Raw genomic sequence first — 16,556 nt, forward strand, 5'->3', positions numbered from 1 at the left:
CGTCGCCCCGTCGCGATGCGCCGCCCCGTGTCCGTCGCGGGCCCCACCCGCGACGATGCCCAAGAACTACCCGCACAGGCTGCGAACGCTCCCAGCCCGGCGACACATCGCCGACACGTTGCTCAGACGATCCGGGTCCGGACCTCGCCGACGCCGGCGATCGTGCCGACGAGCACCGAACCGCGTTCGAGCACGCCGACACCGTCAGGAGTGCCGGTCATCACGAGGTCACCGGGGGCGAGTACGACGGACCGCGACAGCGCCGCGATCGTCTCGGCCACCGACCAGATCTGGTCGGCCAGGTCGCCGGACTGCCGGAGCTCCCCGCCCACCGTCAACTCGATCGCGCCGCTGGTCGGGTCGACCCCGTCCGCCGGGGTGATCGCCCCGATGGGCGCTGAGGCGTCGAAGCCCTTCGCGGTGTCCCACGGACGGCCGAGCCGCTTCGCCTCGGCCTGCAGGTCTCGTCGGGTGAGGTCGATCCCGACGGCGTAGCCCCAGACGTGTGCGAGGGCGTCGGCCACGGCGATGTCCGTGCCGCCGGTGCCGATCGCGACGACGAGCTCGACCTCGTGCTCCAGTTGCTGCGTCAGCGGCGGGTACGGAGTGTCGGCGCCGTCGACCACGACCGCGTCTGCCGGCTTGGTGAAGAAGAACGGCGGCTCGCGGTCCGGGTCGTGGCCCATCTCGCGGGCGTGCGCCGCGTAGTTCCGGCCGACGCAGAACATGCGGCGGACGGGGAAGCGCGCGCCCGTCGTTGTGGGCACGGTCGGGAGGCTCGGGGCCGGGATGACGAGTTCGGTCACGGTCCCAGCGTGGCAGGCCTGCGGACCACCGGTTCAGCCCTCACCGAAGGACGCCTCGTACCTGAGCTTCCGCGCCCGCGCGCGCTCCTGACGTTCGCGCCACTCGATGCGCATCTGCGCGAGCTCCGCTTCGGCGCCCTTCGCGCGCATGAGCGGACCGTAGTGGGGGCTCGCCAGGAGCCGGGGTGTCGTCATCTCGCGGTTGTCGAGCCACCGTTTGAACTCATCATCAGTCAGTGTCGAGATCATCTGCGAGCACTCCTTCCTGTTGTCGCCGGGCTTCGGTTCGCGCTGCCTCGGAGTCAGCGAGCGCCGAGGACGTCCACGTGTCGTCGTCGGTCGTCCAACTGCGGGTCACCAGCGCAGCGGACATCACACCGGCAGCCGCGCGCTTTCCTTCGTCGTCCGAGGTCGCCAGGTCGGCGACCCACGACAAACGCTGCCACCACAGGTCGCGGTGCACCGAGAACTCTGCATTTCGCCGTCCGGCGCGCCCGTCGAGCACCGAGGCGACGAGCGCACCCAGCGCGACGGACGCGCTCGTGACCGACACGAGCGCACTGATCCAGCCGATGTCCATGCCGGAACCCTGACAGCACGGAACCGGCCACGCGACGGGCGTGACCGGTCCTGTGGAGGGTGCTCCGGGCCTCCAGGCCTGTGGAGGAGTGCGTCAGTTCCCCGGCGCAGCAGCCTCGGTCTCGCCCGCCCCCGGGTCGCCGCCGGTCCCGCCGCTGGCCGGCTCGTCCTGAGGCCAGCCCGCGAACTCCCAGCCCGCGAGCGACGGGTGGTCCTCGCCCTTCGTGTACGCGAACGTCCGCGCGGCGTCACGGGCCTCGGACAGCTTCGTGAGCAGGTCGGCATGCGCCTCGGCGTCCACCCGCGTCAGGGCGTCGTGGGCCAGTGCGAAGCGGTCCATCTCGCTGCGCATGAGCATGTCGAACGGCGAGGTCGTCGTGCCCTGCTCGAGGAACCCGTGCACGTGCAGGTCGTCGTGCCCGTTCCGGCGGTACGTCAGCTGGTGCACGAGGGTCGGGTACCCGTGGAACGCGAAGACCGTGGGCGTGCCCGGCAGGAAGAGCGCGTCGTACTGCTCGTCCGGGATCGGGTGCTCGTGCTTGCGCGGGTCGCCGAGTGCCAGCAGGTCGACGACGTTGAGCACGCGGACACCGACGCCGGGAGCGTGCTTCCGGATGATGTCCGTGGCAGCGATCGCCTCGACCGTGGGGACGTCGCCGGCGCAGGCGAGGACGACGTCGACCTTGCCGACGGCCTGCTCGGTGCCGGCGAAGTCCCAGACGCCGAGTCCGGCCTGCACGTGCGCGACCGCGTCGTCGAGGGACAGGAAGACCGGTTCCGGGTGCTTGCCCGCGACGATCACCTCGATGCGGTCCGTGGTCTCCATCGCGTGCGCGGCGACGGCGAGCAGCGTGTTGGCGTCGGCGGGCAGCTTGATCCGGACGAGGTCCTGCTGCTTCGACGCGACGACGTCGAGGAACCCGGGGTCCTGGTGGGAGAACCCGTTGTGGTCCTGCCGCCACACGTGCGACGAGAGCAGCAGCGACAGGTTCGACACCGGGACGCGCCAGTCGATGTCGGTCGAGGACTCCAGCCACTTGGCGTACTGCCCGACCATCGAGTCGATGATGTGGGCGAACGCCTCGTAGGTGTTGAGCATCCCGTGCCGACCGGACAGGACGTAGCCCTCGAGCATGCCCTCCAGCAGGTGCTCGGACAGGACCTCGGTGACCCGGCCGCGGGCGGCGAGGTGCTCGTCGCCCGGGGCCCGGCGGGCGCGCCAGACACGCGTGGTGACGTCGAACACGGCGTCGAGCTTGTTCGAGATCGTCTCGTCCGGTCCGAACAGCCGGAAGGTCGAGGGGTTCTTCTCGATGAGTGCGGCGAGCCAGGGGCCGAGGGTCCCGGTGGCCGACGCCGTGGAACCTGCCTCGACCGCGTACGGCTCGAGCGGGGGGCGGTCGAGCGCGGTGCGGATGCGCCCACCGTTGCCGTGCGGGGTGGCGCTCATCCGCTCGTCACCGGTCGGCCGGATCGTCGTCATGATGCCGACCGGGTGGCCGTCCTCGTCGAAGAGCTCCTCGGGGCGGTACGAGCGCATCCACTCCTCGAGCTGGGCGCGGTGGCCGTCGTCCTCGCGCACGGCGGGCAGCGGCACCTGGTGCGCGCGGAAGGTCCCCTCGACCTGCTCACCGTCGACCTCCTTCGGGCCGGTCCAGCCCTTCGGGGTGCGCAGCACGATCATCGGCCAGCGCGGGCGCAGGGCCGCGGCACCGGCGGGCTGCCCCGCGGCGGCACGGGCGGCCTGGGCGCGGGCAGCGGCCTGGATGTCGTCGATACTGGCGAGGGCGCGTCGGAGCGCGCCGTCGAACAGGGCGTGGACCGCGTACGGGTCGTCGTCGACGCGGCGGGAGTCGACGACGATCGGATCGTACCCGAGCCCGCGGAAGTACGCGGTGAGGTCCTCGTCGGGGATGCGGGCGAGGACGGTCGGGTTCGCGATCTTCCACCCGTTGAGGTTGAGGATCGGCAGCACCGCACCGTCGGACACCGGGTCGAGGAACGTGTGCGCCTGCCACGACCCGGCGAGCGGACCGGTCTCGGCTTCACCGTCACCGACCACGCACGCGACGACGAGGTCCGGGTTGTCGAGCGCCGCACCGTAGGCATGGGACAGCGAGTAGCCGAGCTCACCGCCCTCGTTGATGGAGCCGGGGGTCTCCGGGGCGGCGTGCGAGGGGATGCCGCCGGGGAACGAGAACTGGCGGAAGAACCGCTGCAGGTCGACGTCCTGGTACAGCTCGTTCCACGTGCCGTCCAGCCAGGCGTTCGCGTTCATCGCCGGGCCGCCGTGCCCCGGGCCGCAGATGTACAGGAACTCGCGGCCGGTCTCGGCGATGAGCGCGTTGCAGTGCGCGTACACGAGGTTCAGTGCGGGGGAGGTGCCCCAGTGCCCGAGCAACCGCGGCTTGACGTCGTCGGGCTCGATCGGCCGGCTGAGCAGCGGGTTGTCCAGCAGGTAGATCTGCCCGACCGTCAGGTAGTTGGCGGCGCGCCACCAGGCGTCGACTGCCCGGAGCCGGTCGGTGGTGGGGATGTGTGCTGGAGCCATGGGTACACGGTACGAAACAGCGGGTCGCAGCGCCTCAGGAAACTCGTCCCAAACCGTTCGGGTCGGCGTGCCGAATCACTTGCACAGGGCAAAAGCCCAGGGCGCTCTCCGGTCGAATTCGGCCGACATTCAGCGTGCGTACAGAGCGAACGTTCGGCCACCGGCCGGAGTGCCCACAGAGCAAAGGACTGATCACGATGCGTAAGAGCCTCAAGACCTCCATCACCCTCGCCACGACCGGTGCTCTCGTCCTCGGCGGTGCCGCGTTCGGGATCTCCTCCGCCCAGGCCGCGACCCCGAACGTGCAGACGGTGTCCTCGTCCGAGTCGAAGATCCCCGCACCCGTCGCTTCGGTGCCCGAGGTCCTCGGTGGTTCCACCGCCGTGAAGCTCGACTCCGGCTTCACCGACGCCCTCACCGCCCTCAAGCTCACCCCCGGCGTCTCCGGCGACGCGACCCTGGAAGACGGGTCGGTGTCGTTCCCGATCACCGCCGGGTCGGTCACCTACTGGTCCCCGGACGGCGACTACCGCCCGTACGTGCAGGGCCTGCTGAACCACGACGACTCGGGTCTGACCCTGAAGGCCGGCGACACCACCGTCACGCTGGAGAACTTCGTCGTGAACCCGGGCTCGTCCAAGCTCTACGGCGACGTCCTCGTCAACGGCAAGGTCGCCGCGGCAAACGCGTTCCTGTTCGAGCTGCACGGCGGCTCCCTCAAGCCCCTCCAGCTCGAGGGCGACAACGCCATCCTGACCGGCACCACCGTCCACATCTCCGAAGACGCCGCCGGCCTGCTGAACAAGACCTTCGGCACCGACGCCGTCAAGCGCGGCCTCCTCGTCGGCACCGCCACCATCACCGCACAGATCAAGTAACACCCCGCACCACCACGGTCGGCCCGGACCACGCAGCAGCGTGGTCCGGGCCGACTTGCGTTGCGCGCCGGGCCCACCTGGGCGGAACCGGGCATACCTGGCGGAACCGGGCATACCGACCGGAACCGGGCGTACCTGGTGGTACCGGGCATACCGAGCGGAGCCGGGCATACCTGGCGGAACCGGGCATACCGAGCGTCCCTGGCGGAACCGGGCGTACCGACCGGAACCGGGCGTACCTGGTGGGTTCTTCCGACCAGGTACGCCCGTTCTTGCAAACCAACGCGCCCGCGATGGGAAAGAACGTGCGCGCAGACGGACGGGAGGCCCGGTGCCAGCTGGCACCGGGCCTCCCGTCCGTCCTGTGGGACGCCGGGCCGGCGGCCGCCGTCGTCACGGGCTGGGCGACACCTCACGCGCTCACGTGCGCGTGAGCTGTCGCTCAGCGCGAAATCCCGCCCCCGCACCGCACCGCGCCGCCGCACCGCACCGCGCCGCGCCGCGGCACCGCGCAGCTCAGCCGCGCCGCCACCACCGCCGCGGCTTCGCGTCGAGCCGTGCCTGCTCCGCAGCCTGCGCAGCCGAGGCCATGCGCACCTCGCGGCGCTCCCGCCACGCCTGCACCTCGGCCTCGACGTCGCGCATCGGTGTCACCACCGGCGGTCCACCGAGCAGCTGCCGCCTGGCCTCCTTCACGCGGGCGTTGAAGTCGACCAGGACGTCCCGCACGTCGGACTCCAGGGACAGGGCGTCGAGTGCGTCGTCGAGCTCGGCGTCCTCGGTGCGCAGCGCCAGCGCGGGCGGGGCGATGCCGCGGATGTCCTCGCGCTCGATCTTCGACTTGATCCACCAGTCCGGATCGTGCTGCCCGTCGAGTCCGGGCAGGGGCTTGCCGTGGTACGGGTTGCCCTCGAAGACGCCGCGGCGCTCGGCCTCCTCGATCTGCGCCCGGGCGTGCGCGGCGACGTCGGCGGCCTTGAGCAGCCGACGTTCCTCGCGTTCCGCGCGGACCTCGTCGGGGTCGAGCGACCCCCGCTCGATCTCCTGGTCGACGAGCTGCTGGTAGCGGTAGCGGGCTGCCCTGCGGAGCCGGTCCATCCGTGCATCGACGTCGTTCATCGTCAGACCATGATGCCCCGCACCCCCGACGCGCCCGTCCAGCCGGTCAGGACTCCGCCGACAGCTCCTCGATGGTCAGCGCAGCCTGGATGAGCGCCAGGTGCGACAGCCCCTGCGGGATGTTGCCCATGAAGTCCCCGTCGACGGCGCTGAGCATCTCGCTGAAGAGCCCGACGTCGTTCGCCTGCGCGACCATGTCGTCCATCAGCTGCTTCGCGTCGTCGGAGCGTCCGACACACGCCAGCGCGGCGGCGAGCCAGAACGAGCACGCCACGAAGGGCGACTCCTCGTCCTGGATGCCGGAGTAGCGGTACACGAGCGGACCGTGCTGCAGCTGGTCCTCGATGGCCCGGATCGTGGACTCCATGCGCGGACCACGGTCGAACGCCGACATCGCGTGCAGCAGGATCGAGCAGTCGAGCGCGTCGGTGCCCGGGTACATGACGTAGTGGCCGAGCTCCTCGTCCCACCCGTTCTCGGCGACCCAGTCCTCGATGAGTTCGCGGTTCTCGACCCACTTGTCGCGCGGGCCGTCGATCATCCCCGCGTCGTGCAGCTCGACCGCGGCGTCGAGCGCCTGCCAGCAGCCGATCTTGCTCGTCGTGTAGTGCTGCGCCTCCTGCAGCTCCCACATGCCCGAGTCCGGCTCCACCCAGCGGTGGCAGGCGTCGTCGGCCAGGTCCTGCAGCACCGAGGCGGTCTTGCGGTCGAGCACGTTGCCGGCGCGGACGTACTGGCGCATGATCTCGAACACGTCGCCCCAGACGCCGAGCTGCAGCTGGTCACCCGCGCGGTTGCCGATCGTGACCGGGCCGATCCCGTTCCAGCCCGGGACGTCGCGTTCCTCGACGTCGTCGCTCTTCGACCCGTCGAGCCCGTAGAAGATCGGCATCGTCTCGTCGTGCTCGGCGATCGTGCGCATCACCCAGGACACCGCGGCGTGGGTCTCCTCGCGCAGCCCGAAGCGGGTGAGCGCGTGCACCGTGTAGGCGAGGTCGCGCACCCAGGCGAACCGGTAGTCCCAGTTCTTCCCGCCCGTGCGGTCCTCGGGAAGGCTCGTCGTCGGCGCAGCTGCGATGGCACCGGTCGGCGCGAAGATCAGGAGCTTGAGCGCGAGCGCGCTGCGCTGCACGGCGTCGGACCACGGCCCGTCGTAGCTGAACTCCTTCGACCACGTCGACCAGTTCTCGATCGTGCGGTCGACCCCCTCGAGCGTGCGCTCCGGCTCCGGCAGGAAGATCGGCTCGTCGTAGGTGCCGACGATCGTCAGGATCGACTTCGATCCCTCGGCCGTCGCGAACCGCCCGGAGAACCGCGGGCCCTCGTCGTGGACGGGCTCGAACCCCTGCTCGACGATCGCGATCGTCACGCCGTCGATGCCGATGACAGTGCCGTTGGCGGTGTCGAGCCGTCGGGGCTCCGCGGTGTTCAGGATCGTGCCCGGCACGACGGCCCACTCCATCTCGACCGTTCCCTCGACCCCCTGCACGCAGCGGCCGATCTCGGCCCAGGGAAGGCGGCCGGCGACCCCGGTGACCATGGCGTCGGTCACGGTGGCGGTGCCGGTCGGGGTCGTCCACGTGGTCACGAGCACGTTCGTGCCCGGCAGGTACGCACGGGACACCTGCGCCTGGTCGTCCACCGGCCGCAGCGCGACGTGTCCGCCGTGCTCGGCGTCGACGATGCTCGCGAACACCGGCGGTGAGTCCATCGACGGGATCGGCAGCCAGTCGATCCGGCCGTCGAGCGCGATGAGGGCGACCGTCCGCCCGTCACCGATCGCGCCGTACGAACGGAGCGGGACGTACCCGTTTGTCCGCTCTTCGTTCTCGGTCGCGTCGGGGGTGTCTCGCGTGCGCTCGGTCATGCGTCCAGCCTGCCCCGGCGCTGGCGCCGACCATCAGGCGGACGTACCCCTCGTGGAGAACGCACGCCGGGCCTCCCGCCTGTGGAGAACCGTCGGCACACCGCGGGCGGATCCCCGGAGCACCGCCGACACGCCCACGTGACTTGCGCATCCCGGGCGTGTCGCACTAGCGTCGTCCTCCTGCCGATCGGCAGACCGCCCGTCCCGGGCACACCGGAAGGACCGCGCATGCGCGCCGTGCAGCACAACGAGGAACGCGTCGAGCTCCAGCTCGACGCGACCGCCGTGCTGCTCGGACAGCAGCAGTGGTCCCTCAGCTATCCCGCGTAGGCACGCGACGTCTGACGACGCCCCCGTGCCCACCCGGCCCGGGGCGTCCGTCTGCACGGCTTCCTTCCGTCCGCCACGTCCGGCGACGACCAGGAGGCCCGGCGTACGACCGTCTCGGACCGTCACCTCGACCGTCACGAAAGCGAGACGACACCATGCAGAAGATCACCGACCGATTACTGAGCTGGGCCTCGATGCTCGAGGACAACACCGAGCAGCAGGCCCGCACGACCGCGCGCATGCCGTTCGTGTTCCCGCACCTGGCCCTCATGCCCGACGCACACCTCGGCCTCGGGGCCACCGTCGGGTCCGTCATCCCGACCCTCGGCGCGATCATGCCGGCGGCCGTCGGTGTGGACATCGGCTGCGGCATGATCGCGGTCCGCACGCAGTTCACGGCGGCCGACCTGCCCGCCGACCTGCAGGGGCTGCGCGAGCAGATCGAGCGGGCGATCCCGCTGTCGGCCGGTGCGTCGAACCGGAAGATCGTCGCGACCGCCGCACCTCGGATCGCCGAGCTCGAGGCGATGGCCGAGACCGCCGGGTTCGACCCCGACGGCGTGCACGGCGCCTGGCGCAACCAGCTCGGCACGCTCGGGTCCGGCAACCACTTCATCGAGGTCTCCCTCGACGAGCAGGACCGGGTCTGGCTCTTCCTGCACTCCGGGTCGCGGGGCGTCGGCAACAAGATCGCGCAGCGCCACATCACGGTCGCCAAGAAGGCCATGGAGCGCTGGTGGATCCAGTTGGCGGACCCCGACCTGGCGTACCTGGTCGAGGGCACGCCGGAGTTCGACCGGTACATCGCCGAGCTGCGGTGGGCCCAGCACTTCGCCCTGCTCAACCGCGAGGAGATGATGGACCGCGTCGTCCGGCAGCTGTCCGAGGCCGTCGGCACGCCCGTCGACGAGCGCGAGCGGATCAACTGCCACCACAACTTCACGCAGCGTGAAACGCACTGGGGCAAGTCCGTGTGGGTCTCGCGCAAGGGTGCGATCCAGGCGAAGGCCGGTCAGCCCGGCCTGATCCCCGGGTCGATGGGCACCGCGTCGTACGTGGTCGAGGGGCTCGGCAACAAGCCCTCGCTGGAGTCGTCGCCGCACGGTGCCGGTCGGCTGTTCTCGCGGAGTGCGGCCCGGCGGACCTTCACCCACGAGCAGCTGCGCGCGGCGATGGCCGGCATCGAGTACCGCGACACCGACGCGTTCCTCGACGAGATCCCGGCGGCGTACAAGCCGATCGACCAGGTCATGGCGGACGCCGAGGACCTCGTGTCGATCCGGCACACCCTGCGGCAGGTCGTCAACGTGAAGGGCGACTGAGACTCGCCCCCGGACGGACGGGAGGCCCGTGACGGCACCGCCACGGGCCTCCCGTCCGCCACGTGGCGGACCGCACGACCCGGCGCGCCCCGGACAGGACGGCGCGTGTCGGGCACGCTGGGGCGTGATGAGCGACACGGCGGAGCACGCAGCGAAGGAAACCGGACGACAGGTCCGGCGAGCGGCGGACAGCCGCTGGTTCGAGGTCACGGCGCGCGCCGGGTTCGTCGGCAGCGGCATCGTCCACCTGCTGATCGGGTACCTGGCGATCCTGCTCGGCATCGGCAATGCATCCTCCGGCGGTGAGACGGACCAGTCCGGCGCGCTGCAGCAGATCGCCGCGGTGCCCGGCGGGGTGTTCCTGCTCTGGCTGATCGCCGTCGGCACGGCCGCACTCACCGTGCGCCTGGTCGTCGAGGCGATCGTCGGCGGCCGTTCCGACACCACCCGGGGCTGGCTCGCCCGGCTGAAGGACGTCGCGAAGGCCGTGGTCTACGGCGTGATCGCCTACTCGGCGGCCTCGTACGCGCTCGGTGCCGGGTCGAGCTCGAGCAGCTCGTCGCAGAGTGCCGCGGCGAAGACCCTGGCGACGCCCGGCGGGGTGTTCGTGCTGCTCCTGGCCGGGGCCATCGCGGTCGCGGTGGGCATCGGACTCGTGGTGATCGGTTGCCGCCGGTCGTTCCGCAAGCAGATCACGCGACCGTCCGGCCAGCTCGACCGGGTGGTCACCGTGCTCGGGGTCGTCGGGTACGTCGGCAAGGGCATCGCCGTGGCCATCGTGGGCGTGCTCATCGCCGTCGCGGGGCTGCGGAGCGACCCGGACCAGGCCACCGGCCTCGACGCTGCGTTCGACGCCGTGCGGAGCATGCCCGGCGGGGTGTTCGTCCTCGTCGCGATCGGTATCGGGTTCCTGGCCTTCGGCGTCTACAGCTTCTTCCGCGCGCGGTTCGCCCGCCTCTGACCCGCCGCGCCGGAACGGCCGGACCGGCGGGACCGGTACAGACTTTCGCGCTGGGCGACACCTCACGGGCACCCGCGGGCGTGAAGTGTCGCTGGACGCGTGAACTCGCCGCGCCGCGCCGCGCCGCCCCCGCGCCCGCCCCCCGCCGCGCCTGAACGGGCACGGACCGCCCCCGCGGTAGACGGGGTCGATGAGCACCAACGCCACGACCGGCCCCGCCACGGTCTTCGCCGACGCACGAGCGGTCCTCGCCGAGAGCATCGTCTGGGACCCGTCCGCACAGCTCCTCCGGTGGGCCGACATCACCCTCGGTACGCTCAACACCGCCGAGGCCGACGGCACCGTGCGCTCGAGCGTCCCGCTCCCGCCCCCGTTGGCGAGCTTCCAGCCGCGGGCATCCGGCGGGTTCGTTGCGGCCCTCGGCGACACGATCGTGCTGACCGACGAGCAGGGCTCCGTCGATCGCGAGATCGCCCGCGTCGCGCACAGCACCTCGGGCAACCGGTTCAACGAGGGCAAGTGCGACCCGTTCGGCCGGTTCCTGGTGGGCAGCATGAACGTGACGACCGGCGAACCCGACGCCGCGCTCTACTCGTTCGAGGCCGACGGCACGACCCGGCTGCTCCGCGGCGGCTTCGGCGTGACGAACGGCATGGAGTGGTCGGAGGACGGCAGCACGATGTACGTCACCGACACCAGTGCCTCGACGGTCTTCCGCGGGTCCTACGGCCCGGACGGCGAACTCGGTGAACTCGAGCCGTTCATCGTCGGCCACGCCCACGACGGCCTGGTCCGCGACGACGAGGGCTGCTTCTGGAGCGCGATCTACGGCGGCTCCCGCGTCGAGCGCTACGGGCCCGACGGCTCGCACCTCGAGACCGTCGAGCTGCCCGTCGCGAACCCCACGTCCGTGGCGTTCGGCGGACCGGACATGTCGACGCTCTTCGTGGGGACGGCCCGCGAGAACCTCTCCGAGGACGACCTGGAGCAGGCGCCGCGGTCCGGCGCCGTCTTCGCGGTGCCGACCACGGTGCACGGCTTCCCCGCGAACACCTTCAGCGGCTGAGCACGTCGCCGCCGCCGGTGCGGACGGCGGCCGGGTATCCTGGGCGACCGCCCGACCGGAGGAGACCCACGTGGACGACGAACGCCCGGCAGCCCGGCCGGACCCGGCGGGCGAACTCGCACAGGCCGAGGACGCGGACGTCACGGTGCGGGTCGACCGGGTCGCGGTGGACGGCACCTACGTCCGGGTGAGTTCGATCGGCGAACCCGGGTCCCGAGCCTTCGTGCTCGTCGCCGGCCTCGGCATCGCGTCGACGTACTACGAGCGGCTCGCCCCGCACCTCAACGAGAACGGCCCCGTGCACGCGCTCGACCTGCCGGGGTTCGCCGGCGTCCCGCGGTTCCGGGGCACGGTCTCGATCGAGCGCTACGCCGACGCGGTGGAGCGGGTGATCGACGACCTCCGGCTCGAGGACCCGGTCCTCATCGGACACTCGATGGGCACCCAGGTCGTCACCGAGGTCGCCGCCCGTCGTCCGGAGATCTCCGACCTCGTGCTCATCAGCCCCGTGGTCGACTCGTCGGCGCGCACCGCACGGCAGTCGGCGTTCCGGTTCCTGCGGTCCACCCTGCACGAGCCCGCCGCGGTCCGCTGGCACGGCATCACCGCCTACGCGCTGTGCGGCTGGCACTGGTTCCGGAAGGTGCTGCCACGGATGATCGCGTTCCCGATCGAGGAGCGCGCCGCCCACGTGCAGGCCCGCACCCTGATCGTCCGCGGTGAGCACGACGCGATGGTCCCGCGGGACTGGATCCGTCGGCTCGCGCGGGTGTTCCCCTACGCCGTCCTCCGCGAGGTCGTCGACGGCGCGCACTCGGTCATGCACGCGCAGGCCGACGCGGTCGCACGGCTCGCGGTCGCGCACGTCGACCACCGGCTGCCCGACCGGGGCGTGTCCTCGCTGCAGCGGGTGCGCGACGGCTCCACGTCGTCGGACCTGGCCCGACTCGGCCCGAGGGACGCCTGGCTGCTGGTCAAGTCGCGGTTCATCGAGCTGTTCGGCATGGCCCGGAACGACGACGAGACGCTCGAGGCGGCCAAGTCCGCGCACGCCGTCGCGATGGCGGACGGCGACGACCTGCCGGTCGACCCGGCGGACCGCCGGGCGGTCGTCGACGACGTCGCGCCCGAGTCGAAGTAGCAAGACAGTGACCGCCGCGACGGGCGAGCGGTCAGGGCGTGATGCGGCCCGGCAGCATGTCGGGCGTCAGCGCGTTCGCCTCGGCGAGCACCTTGCGGGCCTCGTCGGTCTTGTCCCACACGTTCCAGAGCAGCACGCCACGGACCGTGTCGTCGTCGTCCAGGTAGTAGACGACGCCGGTCACGGTGGGGTCCTGCCAGTCCTCGACCGTGCGGAGCTTCGCGCTGACCTGTCCCACGGCCTCGTACCCCATGTCGAAGACGTCGGAGTAGAACATCGGCGTGTGGTCGTAGGTCTCGTCGGCGTCGGCGAGGTTGCGGCCGGCCTGCCGACCCTGCTGCTGGGCGTTGTCGACGTGCTCGACCCGGCGGGTGCCGAGGATCCGGTCCGGGTACTCGGCGACGTCGCCGGCGGCGAACACCGAGTCGTCGTCGGTGAGCAGCGTCGAGGTCACCACGATGCCGTCGCGGACGGTGAGCCCGGCGTCGGCGGCGAGCTGCGTCGCGGGTTCGATGCCGAGTCCGGCGACGACCGCGTCGGCGTCGATGACCGACCCGTCGTCGAGGGTCAGCCGCACGCCGTCCGCCGTCTCGGTGCCCTCGGACACCCGGCGGCCGGTGCGGAGTTCCACGCCGTGGTCGATGAAGCGCTGCTGGAACGCCTGCGCGAGGTCGGCCGGGAACATGCGTCCGCCGACGACCTCGTCCGGGTCGACGAGCGTCACCCGCGCGCCGTTCTGCACGATGCCCGCGGTGATCTCCTGGCCGATGTAGCCGCCGCCGACGACGGCGACGTGTGCACCGGCGTCCGCGAGCTCGCGCAGTCGGCGGTAGTCCGACGCGCTGCGGTAGTCGAGCACGCGTTCCGACGGGGACAGCCCCGGCAGTCCGCGGGGCTTCCCCCCGGTCGCGAGCAGGAGCCGCTCGTACCCGTGGGTCGCGCCGTCGGCCGTGGTGACGGTCTTCGCGGCACGGTCGATCGCCGTCACCGTGGTGCCCAGGACGAACTGCGCCCCGGTCTCCTCGGTGTGCAGGTCGACCTTGTCGTCCCAGCTGAAGTCCGGGTCGGTCCAGAGCTTCTTCGAGAGCGCCGGCCGGGCGTAGGGCCGGTCGACGTCCTCGCTGAGGATCCCGATCGACCCGTCGGCGTCGAGCTCGCGGATCCCGCGGGCGGCGGCGTCGGCGACCATCCCGCCGCCGACGATGAGGTAGCGGAAGTCGGTCATGACGCCTCCTGGCGGTGCTGTGGTGCCACGGTCAGACCGTGGCGACCGAGCCGGAGTCGACCCGGTAGTTGGCGCCGTTCACGAAGCTGGCCAGGTCGGAGCACAGGAAGGCCACGACGTTCGCGACCTCTTCCGGCTCGCCACGGCGCTTGAGCTCCATGTACGGCCGCTCTTCTTCGAGGAAGCTGCCGATGGCCTCGTCGAACGAGGTCCCGCGCTGCTTCGCCCGCTTGTCCATCATCGCGTCGGTCATCGGCGTGTGGATGAACGCGGGGGAGACCGTGTTCACCAGCAGGCCCTCGGAGGCGTAGGAGCGCGACAGGCCCTTGGCGAACGAGAGCACCCCGGCCTTGGCGGCGCAGTAGGGCAGTTCGTCGTCGTACGGCTGCGAGGCGTCCTCGGACACCAGGTAGACGATGCGTCCCCAGCCGCCCTGTCGCAGGTCGCCGATGAACTCGCGGGTGATCCGCACCGGCCCCATCAGGTCGATGTCGATCGTCTCCGCCCAGCCGGCCTCGTCGATCTCGTGGAACAGGCCCTGGGCGCCGGTGACGCCCGAGGACTGCACCAGGATGTCGATCTCGCCGACGGCCTCGCGCACCTTGTCGTGCAGGGCGGCGAGGCTCTCGGCGCTCCGGACGTCGGCCGCGAAGGCGTGCAGCTTGCCGAGCGGAGCCTCGAGCTGGTCCGCACTCGTGTCCAGACGGCTCTGGTCGATGTCGGTGACGACCACGGTCGCGCCCTCCGCCAGGAGGATGCGCGCCGTGTTCCAGCCGATGCCGGAGTCGCCGCCGAAGACGAGTGCGGTCTTGCCCTGGATCCCGAGGTCCACCCGACCCCCTACGCGTGCGCCGACGCGTCGGCGACGGCGGGCGTGGTGGCGGAGGCCAGCGGGGTGCTGGGTGCGCGGTTCTCGGCGGAGACCATCCACGCGAGCTGCTCGAGGCGCTCGATGAAGCCGTGGAGCAGGTCCGCGGTCGTCGGGTCCTCCTCGTCGACCTCGTCGTGGACGTCGCGCATGGTGCCGGTCGCCTGGTACAGCCGGAGCGTGACCTGGTCGATGGCGTCGTGCGTGGTGATCTCACCCGAGGGGAACGCGTCGAGGTGGCTGCCCGCGGAGACGGTCGCCGAGCGGCCGTCCGGCACGAGGTACAGCGCGCGCATGCGCTCGGCGGTGTCGTCGGCGAACTCACGGGCCGCGTCGACGATCTCGTCGAGCTGCAGGTGCAGGTCGCGGAAGTTGGTGCCCAGGATGTTCCAGTGGGCCTGCTTGCCCTGCAGGTGCAGGTCGATGAGGTCCACGAGGACCGCCTGGAGGTTCTTGGCCATCTTGTCCGAAGCGTGCATGGTTGTGGCTCCTTTCGCGTCGGTGTGACCGTTCCGGTCTACGCGGTGCCGCAGTGCACGCTCTCAGTGCGCTCGGAGGCAGCGTCCCCCGACGGCGCCGGTGCGAGCGTCACGCCGGTCGCTCAGTGCGACGGAGCGGGGTCGACCTGGTCGACCGCCTGGCGCATCTGCTCGAGGAACCCGGCGACGATCCGGGCCTCCGACGCGGGGAGTCCCTCGGCGATGGACATCATCCGGCGGTGCATGACGCCGAGCGTGGCGCGGACCTCGTCATCGGTCTCGGTCGTCGGCGTGATGACGAGGGCGCGACGGTCGGTGGGATGCGGGTCGCGGCGCACGTGGTTCGACTTCACGAGGCGGTCGATGAGGATGGTCGTCGACGCCGACGAGATCTTGAGGTACGCGGCGAGGTCCTTCGGGCTCACGGCGGTGCCGGAGCGCTGCGCCTGCAGCAGGAAGCGGACGGCGAGCAGGTCGGTCTCGCCCATGCCCATCGAGTCACGGGTCCGGCGGCGCATGGCCGTCTCGGCGGAGCGGTACCGGCGCAGGGCGTTGAGCACCGCGACGCCGCGTTGGGTCGCGTCGTCGTCCGGGAACCAGTACCCGGACGCCTCGGTGATCTCCTGCGTGGACATGGCGTTCAGGGTAACCCGTCTCGTTTCTCGCCTGTCTAGCGGACTCCCGGGTTCCGCTCCGCCCGATGCGGACGCACAGAACGGACAGGAGGCCCGTGGCGGGGTCGCCACGGGCCTCCTGTCCGTCTGCTGGTCGCGTTACGCGGCTGCGGACTCGTCGGTGCCGGCTGCGGCCTCGGCGAGCGCGGTGAGCGCGCCCTGCACGAGCGTCGTGACCTCGGCGTCCTCACGCGGGTGGGTCTCCGCGAAGCGGACGACCGACTGCGGGATGGCGACCTTGACGTCCTCCAGGACCTTCGCGCCGGCGATGCCGGCGGCCTTGCGGGCGTCGTCGTGCGCCCAGACGCCGCCGTACTGACCGAACGCCGAGCCGATCACGGCGAGGGGCTTGCCGGACAGCGGCGAGGCGCCGAACGGACGCGAGCCCCAGTCGAGCGCGTTCTTCAGCACGGCGGGGATGGTGCCGTTGTACTCGGGGGTGATGAGCAGGACGCCGTCCGAGGCGGCGACCGCGTCACGGAACGCGACGGCGGCGGCCGGCGGGGTGTCGCCGTCGATGTCCTCGTTGTAGAACGGCAGGTCCACGATGCCGTCGAAGGTGTGCAGCTCGATGCCCTCCGGCGCGTGGTGCGCGGCGGCCTCGGCGAGCTTGCGGTTGATGGAGTCGGCGCGCAGGCTGCCGACGAGGACGAGGACGTTCGTCATGGATCTCCTTCTGGTGCTGGACGG

At 71.3% G+C, this 16,556-nt stretch carries 16 protein-coding genes; 5 read left to right on the forward strand and 11 right to left on the reverse strand.

What is annotated here, in order from left to right; all coding sequences use genetic code 11:
* Positions 1 to 122: 122 nt before the first annotated feature.
* The 4 genes from KK097_RS10945 to KK097_RS10960 form a co-directional block, all read right to left on the reverse strand.
* On the reverse strand, positions 123 to 806 hold the full coding sequence (locus KK097_RS10945; protein ID WP_214544762.1) for a fumarylacetoacetate hydrolase family protein: 684 nt from the start codon (positions 804 to 806) through the stop codon (positions 123 to 125).
* A 33-nt stretch (positions 807 to 839) separates the two neighbouring features.
* A complete protein-coding gene (locus KK097_RS10950; RefSeq protein WP_214530285.1) occupies positions 840 to 1,055 on the reverse strand; it encodes a hypothetical protein in 216 nt (71 codons plus the stop codon).
* Complete coding sequence (locus KK097_RS10955; RefSeq protein ID WP_214544763.1) at positions 1,036 to 1,386, reverse strand: hypothetical protein; 351 nt, start codon at positions 1,384 to 1,386, stop codon at positions 1,036 to 1,038. The genes KK097_RS10950 and KK097_RS10955 overlap by 20 nt, the downstream gene beginning before the upstream one ends.
* Positions 1,387 to 1,479: 93 nt before the next feature.
* Positions 1,480 to 3,936, reverse strand: a complete 2,457-nt coding sequence (locus tag KK097_RS10960) for a phosphoketolase family protein (protein ID WP_214544764.1) — start codon at positions 3,934 to 3,936, stop codon at positions 1,480 to 1,482.
* Between the two features lie 197 nt (positions 3,937 to 4,133).
* On the opposite strand from KK097_RS10960, the gene KK097_RS10965 reads away from it, so the two are divergent.
* The gene (locus tag KK097_RS10965) at positions 4,134 to 4,814 is read left to right on the forward strand and encodes a hypothetical protein (protein ID WP_214544569.1); all 681 of its coding nucleotides are present in this window, start codon (positions 4,134 to 4,136) and stop codon (positions 4,812 to 4,814) included.
* A 516-nt stretch (positions 4,815 to 5,330) separates the two neighbouring features.
* On the opposite strand, the gene KK097_RS10970 is transcribed toward KK097_RS10965, so the two are convergent.
* Together KK097_RS10970 and KK097_RS10975 are read right to left on the reverse strand one after the other, a co-directional pair.
* A complete protein-coding gene (locus KK097_RS10970; protein WP_214544765.1) occupies positions 5,331 to 5,933 on the reverse strand; it encodes a DnaJ family domain-containing protein in 603 nt (200 codons plus the stop codon).
* A gap of 46 nt (positions 5,934 to 5,979) precedes the next feature.
* On the reverse strand, positions 5,980 to 7,800 hold the full coding sequence (locus KK097_RS10975; RefSeq protein WP_214544766.1) for a glycoside hydrolase family 15 protein: 1,821 nt from the start codon (positions 7,798 to 7,800) through the stop codon (positions 5,980 to 5,982).
* A 485-nt stretch (positions 7,801 to 8,285) separates the two neighbouring features.
* Between KK097_RS10975 and KK097_RS10980 the strand changes: the two genes are divergently transcribed.
* The 4 genes from KK097_RS10980 to KK097_RS10995 all read left to right on the forward strand — a co-directional run bounded on the left by KK097_RS10980 (position 8,286) and on the right by KK097_RS10995 (position 12,620).
* A complete protein-coding gene (locus KK097_RS10980; RefSeq protein WP_214544767.1) occupies positions 8,286 to 9,452 on the forward strand; it encodes an RtcB family protein in 1,167 nt (388 codons plus the stop codon).
* 127 nt (positions 9,453 to 9,579) lie between these two features.
* Complete coding sequence (locus KK097_RS10985) at positions 9,580 to 10,413, forward strand: DUF1206 domain-containing protein (RefSeq protein ID WP_214544768.1); 834 nt, start codon at positions 9,580 to 9,582, stop codon at positions 10,411 to 10,413.
* A gap of 190 nt (positions 10,414 to 10,603) precedes the next feature.
* Positions 10,604 to 11,479 (forward strand): SMP-30/gluconolactonase/LRE family protein, encoded by an 876-nt coding sequence (locus KK097_RS10990; protein ID WP_214530292.1) that lies wholly within the window; start codon positions 10,604 to 10,606, stop codon positions 11,477 to 11,479.
* A gap of 70 nt (positions 11,480 to 11,549) precedes the next feature.
* A complete protein-coding gene (locus KK097_RS10995) occupies positions 11,550 to 12,620 on the forward strand; it encodes an alpha/beta fold hydrolase (protein WP_214544769.1) in 1,071 nt (356 codons plus the stop codon).
* A 31-nt stretch (positions 12,621 to 12,651) separates the two neighbouring features.
* Here KK097_RS10995 and KK097_RS11000 read toward each other — a convergent pair whose 3' ends face one another.
* From KK097_RS11000 to KK097_RS11020, 5 genes are all read right to left on the reverse strand, one after another.
* Positions 12,652 to 13,845 carry an NAD(P)/FAD-dependent oxidoreductase gene (locus KK097_RS11000; RefSeq protein WP_214544770.1) on the reverse strand — a complete coding sequence of 398 codons (1,194 nt, stop codon included), beginning with the start codon at positions 13,843 to 13,845 and terminating at the stop codon, positions 12,652 to 12,654.
* Positions 13,846 to 13,876: 31 nt separating this feature from the next.
* Positions 13,877 to 14,677, reverse strand: a complete 801-nt coding sequence (locus KK097_RS11005) for an SDR family NAD(P)-dependent oxidoreductase (RefSeq protein ID WP_214544771.1) — start codon at positions 14,675 to 14,677, stop codon at positions 13,877 to 13,879.
* An 8-nt stretch (positions 14,678 to 14,685) separates the two neighbouring features.
* Positions 14,686 to 15,192 carry a Dps family protein gene (locus tag KK097_RS11010; protein WP_017886495.1) on the reverse strand — a complete coding sequence of 169 codons (507 nt, stop codon included), beginning with the start codon at positions 15,190 to 15,192 and terminating at the stop codon, positions 14,686 to 14,688.
* Between the two features lie 122 nt (positions 15,193 to 15,314).
* A complete protein-coding gene (locus tag KK097_RS11015; protein WP_214530296.1) occupies positions 15,315 to 15,827 on the reverse strand; it encodes a MarR family winged helix-turn-helix transcriptional regulator in 513 nt (170 codons plus the stop codon).
* Positions 15,828 to 15,965: 138 nt separating this feature from the next.
* Positions 15,966 to 16,532 (reverse strand): NADPH-dependent FMN reductase, encoded by a 567-nt coding sequence (locus tag KK097_RS11020; RefSeq protein WP_214530297.1) that lies wholly within the window; start codon positions 16,530 to 16,532, stop codon positions 15,966 to 15,968.
* Between the last annotated feature and the right edge of the window lie 24 nt (positions 16,533 to 16,556).

The organism is Curtobacterium flaccumfaciens, assembly GCF_018598405.1.
GTDB lineage: Bacteria > Actinomycetota > Actinomycetes > Actinomycetales > Microbacteriaceae > Curtobacterium > Curtobacterium aurantiacum.